We start from the raw sequence: 9,835 nt of genomic DNA on the forward strand, positions 1-9,835 counted from the left end.
TCAATCTTATACAAAAGCCGCGGAACAATTAGGGCTTACACAACCTGCTGTGAGCGCTGCAATAAAGCGTTTAGAGCAAGTCGTCGATAAGCAATTATTCGTTAAAAAAGGGCGAGGTATCGCACTAACCTCCACCGCTTATCAATTACTGCCGCAATTCCAGCAAGCGGTTAGTATTATTGACAATGCGATATCTGATAGAAATCATTTTGAAGTGTGTTGTTCGGAAATTTTGTTGCACATTATGGACCCGATAAAGAACACTATTTTTTATGAATCACCACCCGAAAAATTCCTATTATTTGAGCTGTTAAGACAACAAAAAGTCGATCTAGTAATCGATACGGTGATCACAAAAGATGCAGCGTTTATTATTGAAGATGCCTATGAGGAAGAAGCCGTGGTTATCTGTCGTGAGAACCATCCCCGTGTACACGGCACGCTCACAAAAGAGCAATTTTATGAAGAAACTCACTGTTTGTTTTCAGGAAAATGGAACAACATGTCGGGGTTCGAGCAACTAGCAAAGGAAACAATTCAAGAAAGAAAGGTCGACTTGATCACATCTTCGCTAGCAGGCATGGCGCTGTATGTCGCCCAAAGAGACAGTTTAGGGATCGTTTCTCAATCTTTTGCAAACAAGTGGAGCAAAGCGCTCAAACTTCAAATTTTGCCCTGCCCCATTTCTATATGCGCTATCCCTTACAAGTTTGTTTACCACAAGCGAGAGATCAACAACCCTGCTCATATTGCGCTACGTGAAAAAATTAAAGCGAACTTAACGGCTGCGCACTACGAGCCAGTTTCCTTGTAGGCCTTGTTGATTCGCATTTTCTTTGCCATTCGTTGCTCTGAAAGCTTTTATTAGACGGAAAAAAGAGGCTCATATGAGCCTCTTTTCTATATGGTTGCATCGTATTGCTTACGTAGCACTCGCCTACTTATTTGGGTTCTCTTTTAATTTCTCCATCACCTGATCGAGCGAGAAGCTTGCCGCTTTTTGCCTTGGTGGGAACTCTTTAAACGTTTCGAGGAATCGTCCTACGTAAGCTTGGGCAGGAACCAGCATATAAGCACGGTCTAGCATCCAATCATAGTAGGTGTTGGAAGTGATATCAGCCACTTCGTAAGGGTCCATACGTAAGTTGAAGATCTTAGGAACACGAAGTGTGGTGAATGGTTCCGCCCAAATGCGCAGCGTACCTTTTGCTCGTTGCTCCATAAAGACTAGCTTCCACTTGTTATAACGAAGTGCAGTTAAGTCTCCATCATCCGAGAAGTAAAAAATCTCTTCACGTGGAGCCTTATCCTCTTTACCAGTTAAATATGGTAGGAAGTTGTAACCATCGAGATGCACTTTGAATTTCTTACCATTCGCACTATAGCCTTTGAGTAATTTCTCTTTGATACTGTCATCACCCGCGGCAGCAACGAAAGTTGGCATCCAGTCCATATGGTGCATGATATCATTCGAGACAGAGCCAGCTTTAATTTTACCCGGCCAACGTACCATCGCAGGGACTCGATATGCACCTTCCCAGTTGGTATTTTTCTCTCCACGAAATGGCGTTGTACCTGCATCTGGCCATGAGTTCATGTGTGGACCATTATCGGTTGAATAAAAGACTATCGTGTTGTCTTTTATGCCCAAATCGTCCACTTTTTTCAGTAGTTGGCCGACATGATTATCATGCTCGACCATGCCATCAGCATACTCACTGATGCCTGTTTTTCCCGAATTTTCTTCTTTCACGTGGGTGCGGAAATGCATACGCGTTGCGTTCCACCAGACAAAGAAAGGTTTTTCAGCTTTGACGGCACGATCCATAAAATCGAGCGCCGCATCCAACGTCTCTTCATCCACGGTTTCCATACGCTTGCGAGTCAGAGGCCCAGTGTCCTCAATTTTGCCGTCAGCGTACGAGCGAATAACACCTCGTGGACCAAATTTTTTACGAAATTCTGGATCTTTAGGGTAATCGACGTTTTCTGGTTCTTCCTCGGCGTTCAAGTGATAAAGGTTGCCAAAAAATTCATCGAAGCCGTGGTTAGTAGGCAAGTGTTCATCTTTGTCGCCTAAATGATTTTTACCAAATTGACCCGTCATATAGCCCATCGGCTTCAACATTTCGGCAATGGTGGCATCTTCTTCCTTCAAGCCAAGATCTGCGCCAGGAAGCCCTACTTTACTTAAACCCGTTCTAAGGACGGTCTGGCCGGTGATAAAAGTAGAACGGCCCGCAGTACAAGATTGTTCACCGTAATAATCCGTGAACATCATGCCCTCTTTCGCGATGCTGTCTATGTTTGGTGTTTTGTATCCCATCAAGCCGAAGGTGTAAGCACTGAGATTGGACTGGCCAATATCATCACCCCAAATGACGAGAATGTTAGGTTTCTCTGCCGCGATACTGCTACTTGTCGCACCGATTAAAGCGGCGGCAAGAATCGCTAATCGGCGTTTAACGCCATATTTCGCTGTCATATAAACCTCTGTGTGTATTAGAAAAGTGCTTCCTGCAACAGAATGTATAGTTCACAAATAGCGGATAAGCGAATTTAATAAATGAGAATTCTTTCTATCTTTGCCTAACATTACACCGTTATTTGTAGCTAATACGCACTCCAATTGCACTTTAGTTCAGAGCGCCATCGCACCATTCATCACTACTGTTAATCTCAAATATTAAGATTGTCTACGCATATCACAGTGCCCATAAAGTACCTGATTGCTTTTATATAAATATTAATGATAATACGTTTTACTACCATTAATAATTAAGGTGCCCGTGTGCTTGACTCCAAGGTTTCAAATGGAAAAACTTCCCAATGCCAACACAACGGCGTTCACCATAATGATGAGGAGCTATTACTAGATAAGCGCACTCACTCTGTGGTACTCAATTACTTACCAAACAAGAAATCTGTTCAGTTAACAAGCATTCAATTTAAGCTGCTGCAAACTCTCACTCACCATCAAGATCAAGTACTTAGTAAGCCTTTTCTTTACGAAACAGTACTAAAACGTGAATTTACTGAACATGATCGAGCACTCGATATGCACATGAGCAGAATGAGAAAGCGTCTAGTTCACGAAGGCGTTCCGACAGACAGAATTCAGACAATCCACCGCCAGGGTTACATTTTCAAGCGCTCAGACAATCAACAGAAAAATTAACGCTAATTGACCCAACTTTTGGTAATTGACCGCTTATTTTGCTTTAATTAATGCAAATTCTAATCACGTAAAATAACTCAATGAATTTGCGCTTAATTTTTACACTTTGCATTGCTACTTTGTTTGCCGGCTGTGCAACCTATGCTGGTCTTAACTATGACCAACTGTTTGGACCACAGCTAGTGCGTGAACGCACAGTTGACGTGGAAACCCCTCAAGCAAACTTCTTCCAAAGCGAAGTTAAACCCATTATGGATAACCGCTGTGTCGTCTGCCACGCGTGCTACGATGCACCATGTCAGCTTAAGCTCTCTTCTGTTGAGGGCATTGACCGTGGTGCGAGTAAAGCACTGGTATATGAAGGAACAAGACTCACAGCCGCAGCACCAACACGCTTATTCGAAGATGCAGAAACAACCCAAGAGTGGCGCGATGCGGGTTTTCATCCGGTTCTCAACGAACGTGATCAAAGCATGGCAGCCAACATTGATGCAGGCCTTATCGCACGTTTGCTACAGCAAAAAGAGCGCCACCCATTGCCTGACCAAGTCCAGTTAGAAGGCTTTGACTTTTCGATAGACCGAGAGCAAACCTGTCCAACGATTGAAGAATACGAGCAATACGAAAAGGATAACCCAACCTGGGGCATGCCTTTTGGTATGCCAAATCTATCAAATAGTGAATACCACACACTCATGACTTGGTTGGAAAACGGCGCAATAATGAACGTTCACCGACCTGTTAGTAAGAATGAGCAAGCGCAAATAGATAAGTACGAAACATTACTTAACCACTCTGATTTGAAAAATCAGCTGATGGCTAGGTATATATATGAGCATTTGTTTTTATCTCATCTCTACTTTTCGGAACTCGATGAAGATCCCCGATTCTTCACGCTCGTCCGCTCTGCTACACCACCAGGACAGCCCGTCAAACGTATTTCAACGCGTCGCCCGTACGATGATCCAGGGGTTGAACGCGTGTTTTATCGAATTATTCCAGAGCAAGGGACCATAGTAGATAAAACTCACATGCCATTCGCGTTAAACAAGCAACGCATCGAGAACTGGAAAACTTGGTTTATTAATGCTGATTACACGGTTAGCCAGCTACCGAGTTATGAACCAGAAGTTGCTGCAAACCCGATGACATCATTCATCGACCTTCCAGTGAAATCGCGCTTTAAGTTCATGCTAGATAATGCGCAAAATACAATAATGGCATACATCAAAGGCCCAGTTTGTCGTGGCCAACTGGCATTGAATGTTATCAATGATCGCTTTTGGGTGTTTTTCCTTGATCCAGATAAAGCAGACATCCCAGAAGTAAATGAGTTTTACCGATCTCAGGCTGATAACCTAAAACTACCGGCAGAACAAGAAAGTAACACGCTACCTGTTACCAACTGGGTCAAGTACGCGCGCCAGCAAGCTCGCTACCTAGAGGCTAAATCTGAGTTCACTAATAACTGGTTTAAACAAGGTGAAAACCTATCCACCGATGTAATTTGGGATGGTAATGGCACCAACCATAATGCGGCATTAACGATATTCCGCCATTTTGATAGTGCTTCTGTTGTTCAAGGGTTAGTTGGTGAGCAGCCTAAAACAGTGTGGATTCTTGACTACGCGCTACTAGAGCGTATCCACTATTTGCTTGTTGCTGGGTTTGACGTTTACGGTAACTTCGGCCACCAGCTCATGACACGAATGTTTATGGATTTCTTGCGTCTAGAAGGCGAAAGTAACTTTATCTCGCTGTTACCCGCCGATATGCGCCATGAACTGCAATCAAGCTGGTATAAAGATCAAAGTCCACAGTTAAGTGACTTTTTACAACGCAACGTGAAGCCATTTAACCAACCAACCAGCGTCGAGTACAAAACTGACGATCCAAAAACAGAGCTAGTCGAGTTGCTTAGAGAACGAGTTTCAGATGTTCTTCTTCCGCGCTACGAGGTTAAAGATACTGAGCTTTCTGCTCAAAGTGAAAAACAGCTCCAACGTATTGGCCAAGCTCGTGGAGAAGGCCTGAAAACCGTTCCGCAAATCACCATGCTTATGGTGAGAAGCCAGTCTGGAAAAGATGAGTTATTCACCCTACTTCACAATAATGCACACACGAATATTTCTAGCTTGTTTGATGAAGAAAGCAACCGCGACTTTGCTAACGATGACATGACCATTGTACGCGGCGTTGTGGGAAGCTACCCTGCGGCATTTTTCTCGATCAACGAAAACCAAGTAAAAGATTTTGTCGATCAATTTAGTGCCATCCAAAACGAATCCGATTACGTTAAGTTATTGGATAATTTTGCGATTCGTAGAAGCTCAGAAAAATTCTGGTCATTTAGCGATCGTTTACACAATTGGTACCGTACAAAACAACCGATCGAATTTGGATTACTTGACTATAATCGTTTTGAGAATCGATGATGATTTAAGGGGGTTCTCATGGGTATCCGAGATAACATTGCCGCTCTTGAACAACAGATTTACGTTGCTTGTTCTGAGGGAGACTACGAAACGGTCAATATGCTTGAGCATCAACTCGAATACTTGCGTGGCAAAGTGGAACATCCTTTTGATGATGACCCTTATGCCCTAGACACTCGATTCGAGTGGGAAGATGACATGACCGAATAGAAAAAACCTCCGGAAAGCCGGAGGTTTTTTTATTTTCAATGCTCGATGGATTACTTCTCCATTAACTCATCCAGAGCTTGAATTGATGCCGACACTTGAGAAACTAAATCATCTTTAATCGCATTATAGGTATCTAGAGGTTGAGGCGCGGCTTCAATTGCTTGGCAAGCGTTCATTAACGCAGTTAGTCCTAAACTTCCTGCGCTGCCTTTTAGTTTGTGAGTAAGGTTCTTCACTTCTTTACTGTCATTACCACCAGCAGACGCTTGCAGCTTGCTTAGTACATCGGCACTGGTCGTTCTAAACAGATTGATGATGTGCAACATCTTCTCTCTGCCCAAGATTTTCATATCGGACTCAATCACGCTCGGGTTAATGATGACCACATCTGATTCCTCTGTTTTAGGGACTTGAACAACCTTTGATTGTATCGCTTGTTCTTGAGGCGAAGTTTGATCAAACGGGGTACAGTCGGCATTTTGTGGCAACAACAACGGTTTTCCATCCAGCGCATCCTGAATCAATGCCGCTAGAGCTTCTTTTGCCAATGGTTTAGGTAAATACCCGTCAAAACCTGCAGCTAAATAGCGCTCAACTTCTTCGGCAAAAACGTGCGCAGACACTGCGATCATAGGCGTAGCAGCAAGGGCTTTATTGGCTGGTTTGTTACATTCAATTTGTTTTAAACGTTGGATTAACTCGGTTCCATCACAGTCTGGCAAGTTGATGTCGACTAAAGCGATATCAAAATCCTGCGAGCTGATCAGTTGCTCTGCTTGTGAGCCGTTTTCTGCCATCACGACCTGGTGGCCCATGCTTTCTAAAAAGCCTTCCGCAACCACTCGGTTTACTTCATTGTCTTCTACCAACAAGACTTTCGCTTTCACTTTGCAGCGCGCGGTTGCCACTGCACCGGTTTCAACAGGTTCACTTTCCTCTAATGGAATGGAGAACCAGAATCGACTGCCATGTCCTTCTTCAGAATCGACTTCTAAAATGCCGCCCATCGCTTCAATGATTCGTTTACTGATGGCAAGGCCAAGCCCCGTTCCTCCAGTTTGACTCATCCCACCTTCGGCTTGCGTGAAGGCATCAAACAACGTTCTCTGATCTTTTTTGGCAATACCTATCCCGGTATCTGATACTTCGAATAGGACTTGCGACTCATCCTCTGGGTTGAGGCTAACATAGATATCAATTTCACCTTCGTCAGTAAATTTAATCGCGTTTCCGACGAGGTTGTTCAGCACTTGACTGATTCTGGTGACATCCCCTTTCCAATAGCGACTTACATCACTTTCAATATGATAGGAAAACAACAGCTTCTTCTCTTGAGCTCGGCTGTTCATTAACTGGAAAGTGTCCTCCACCATTTGGTGTAAATCGAAGCCCATGTGGCGAATCTCTAAATGCCCTGCTTCAATCTTGGAGTAGTCCAGCACATCATTCAGAATCGCGAGCAACGTTTTACCACTGCGGTTGATGATTTCCGCATAACGCTTTTGAATGGGGTTGAGGCCTGAGTCAATCAACAGACGTGCTGTTCCGAGCACTCCATTCATCGGCGTTCTGATCTCATGGCTCATGGTCGCCAAGAATGCTGATTTAGCTCGACTCGCTTGCTCTGCTTGCTTACGAGCTTTCGCGTGATTCAAAACCTCTTCATTCAAACGACGGTTCGCTTGTTTTAACTGTGAAGTGCGTTGCTCAACGAGCTCTTCCAAATGCTCTTTGTGCTCTTCGAGCTCTCGCTTGGCTTGAGCTTCTCCCTCTGCGACCACTTTTAGCGCTTGGGCTGTATTTCGAGCCGTGATGATAGCTTGCCCCATATGCGCTAGCTCATCTTTGCCTTTTACCTCCAGCTCGACGGCTAAGTTACCCTGCGCCACAGAAAGCAACGCAGCAGAGTACTCTGCCAATCGCTTAACCACAGAAAGGTATACAACACGCCATAAAATCAGCACTAACACAATCAAACCAACAATTGAAATCACCGTTAGAGACCACTGAGCGAATTTCAGCGTGCTCGTCAATTCATCCACAGCGACGGTTGTCGTTTTGTTTGAATCATCAACCAATTTGTTTACGGTGCCATTCAGTTCCGAAAACAATTCCAGTGTCTTTTGCATAAGTTGTTGAGATTGTTCGTTATTCTCATACTGCTGCATCAAAATAGTGAACACGACTTGACGCTTACCGAGCTCCGTTAATAGTTGGCTCATTTGTTTAGAGCGAGTGGGATCTTCCACGGCAAGAACACGGCGCTTCATGATTTTGAGATTACTTTCAAAATCACTTTGCACCTGCTGGATTCGCTCAATATTGGTTAATGTGCGAGCTTCTTCAATTTGATTCAGCATTTTAAAAGCCAATAAGTGCAGCTCATGCAATCGCTCTGTCAGATCTAGATCCACTTCCACCAGCGCATCTAGTGCCTGATAAACTTGCGATTTTTTATTCGATTCTAATAAATCATAGATATGTGTGACGTTAGCAACGGCAATGGTGCTCGTGTTCTGAACTTGCGTGCGAGTTAGCTGTTCCAACTCTTCACTCAGTAAGCGCATCTCTTCGACACGAGTATCAATCTCTTTTGCCAGCCACAGCTTTCTTTCAACCGAAACACCAAGTTCTGCCAAGTTGTCGATAACGTTCTGGACGTTATTCTCGAGATCTTCTAGCAATTGAGAATCAAACGACTCACTCCCCAGCTCTTTGATATGAGTAAGCAATGATTCGAGCTGTTCGAAAAGCACACGCCCAGACTCTTTTCTTTCCTGCTCGTTTCTTGCGTTTGATAACAGTTGTACAGACGAAATGATGCGAGTACTCAACTCAGAGACTTGCCTCGCTTCAATCATGGCGGGAATTGCAGAATCCACGACATTTCTTTCCGTCTTGGCAACTAAAGAAAATCCAGACACACCAATAAGTGCCGATAACATAACCAGCATTGCCATCGCAATGAAAGACAACAAGAGTTTACGACCGATGCTTGCGGTAGCTAGCAACATATTTTCATGACCTTAATGTTCGTGTTCAGCGACATATTACGTTATATTTTGCAGTGTTTACTTAATCTATGCCAACGAACTTCATTTCATGGTTAAAAATCAACACGCATTTCGCACAATTTTCAAACATTCTGCAGTCACATTAGCCCTTGTCGCTTCTTTACCAGTGGTTGCAGCAGAAAAAGTATGTGCCATTTACCCTCACCTAAAGGATTCATACTGGTTATCAGTAAACTATGGAATGGTGTCCGAAGCGAAAAAAGAAGGCGTCGAGCTGAGAGTCCTTGAAGCGGGTGGCTACCCAAACAAAACGCGTCAAGAGCAACAACTCGCACTGTGCAGCCAATGGGGAGCAGATGCGATTGTCCTTGGGACAGTGGACCCACAGGCCTATGAACATTCGCTTAAGAATTGGGTCGGAAACATTCCTGTCTTTGCCACTGTGAACCAACTCGATCTGGATGAAGAGCAAAGTGAGCTGTTAAAAGGTACGGTCGGTGTTGACTGGCACTGGATGGGATACGAAGCGGGAAAATATCTGGCTGCTCGTCATCCAAAGGGATCAGGAAAAACAAACATTGCCTTACTTTTGGGGCCGCGTACTCGTGGAGGTACGAAGCCCGTGACTGCCGGATTTTATGAAGCGATCCAAGGAAGTGATATCAACATCGTTGACTCGTTTTGGGCAGACAACGACAAAGAGTTACAGCGTAACCTGGTTCAACGTGTGATTGATATGGGAAATATAGATTATATCGTTGGCAGCGCGGTTGCGATTGAAGCCGCTATCAGTGAACTGCGTAGCGCAGGCAAAGCTGAGGAGATCGGTTTGGTTTCTGTGTACTTAAGTCATGGTGTTTACCGAGGACTATTGCGTAACAAAGTGCTCTTCGCACCAACAGATAAAATGGTGCAGCAAGGCAGGCTTTCCGTCATGCAAGCAGCACATTACTTAAGGGGCAAAGAGTATGACAAACATGCCTCACCAACCATCAAAC

7 protein-coding genes are annotated in these 9,835 nt (G+C 44.2%); 5 read left to right on the forward strand and 2 right to left on the reverse strand.

What is annotated here, in order from left to right; all coding sequences use genetic code 11:
• A partial coding sequence (locus tag CAG69_RS04250) for a LysR family transcriptional regulator (RefSeq protein WP_161442875.1) occupies nt 1-814 on the forward strand: 814 nt, incomplete at its 5' end.
• A gap of 123 nt (nt 815-937) precedes the next feature.
• Here the strand turns inward: CAG69_RS04250 and CAG69_RS04255 are convergent.
• Nucleotides 938-2,485, reverse strand: a complete 1,548-nt coding sequence (locus CAG69_RS04255; RefSeq protein ID WP_161442877.1) for an arylsulfatase — start codon at nt 2,483-2,485, stop codon at nt 938-940.
• A gap of 306 nt (nt 2,486-2,791) precedes the next feature.
• Between CAG69_RS04255 and CAG69_RS22695 the strand changes: the two genes are divergently transcribed.
• From CAG69_RS22695 to CAG69_RS04270, 3 genes are all read left to right on the forward strand, one after another.
• Nucleotides 2,792-3,178, forward strand: coding sequence for a winged helix-turn-helix domain-containing protein (locus tag CAG69_RS22695; protein WP_161442879.1), 387 nt, complete (start codon nt 2,792-2,794; stop codon nt 3,176-3,178).
• Nucleotides 3,179-3,258: 80 nt separating this feature from the next.
• The gene (locus CAG69_RS04265; protein ID WP_161442881.1) at nt 3,259-5,613 is read left to right on the forward strand and encodes a fatty acid cis/trans isomerase; all 2,355 of its coding nucleotides are present in this window, start codon (nt 3,259-3,261) and stop codon (nt 5,611-5,613) included.
• Nucleotides 5,614-5,631: 18 nt separating this feature from the next.
• On the forward strand, nt 5,632-5,823 hold the full coding sequence (locus tag CAG69_RS04270) for a hypothetical protein (protein ID WP_005376565.1): 192 nt from the start codon (nt 5,632-5,634) through the stop codon (nt 5,821-5,823).
• A 50-nt stretch (nt 5,824-5,873) separates the two neighbouring features.
• On the opposite strand, the gene torS is transcribed toward CAG69_RS04270, so the two are convergent.
• Entirely contained in the window at nt 5,874-8,837 is a 2,964-nt protein-coding gene (gene torS / locus CAG69_RS04275) for a TMAO reductase system sensor histidine kinase/response regulator TorS (protein WP_161442883.1), read from the reverse strand.
• Nucleotides 8,838-8,925: 88 nt separating this feature from the next.
• Here torS and torT point away from each other — a divergent pair.
• Nucleotides 8,926-9,835: TMAO reductase system periplasmic protein TorT (torT, locus tag CAG69_RS04280; RefSeq protein ID WP_161442885.1), on the forward strand; the 910-nt coding region annotated here is incomplete at its 3' end.

Origin of the sequence: Vibrio sp. V43_P6S15P86, from assembly GCF_009904725.1 — a bacterium.
In the GTDB taxonomy this organism is placed as follows: domain Bacteria; phylum Pseudomonadota; class Gammaproteobacteria; order Enterobacterales; family Vibrionaceae; genus Vibrio; species Vibrio diabolicus.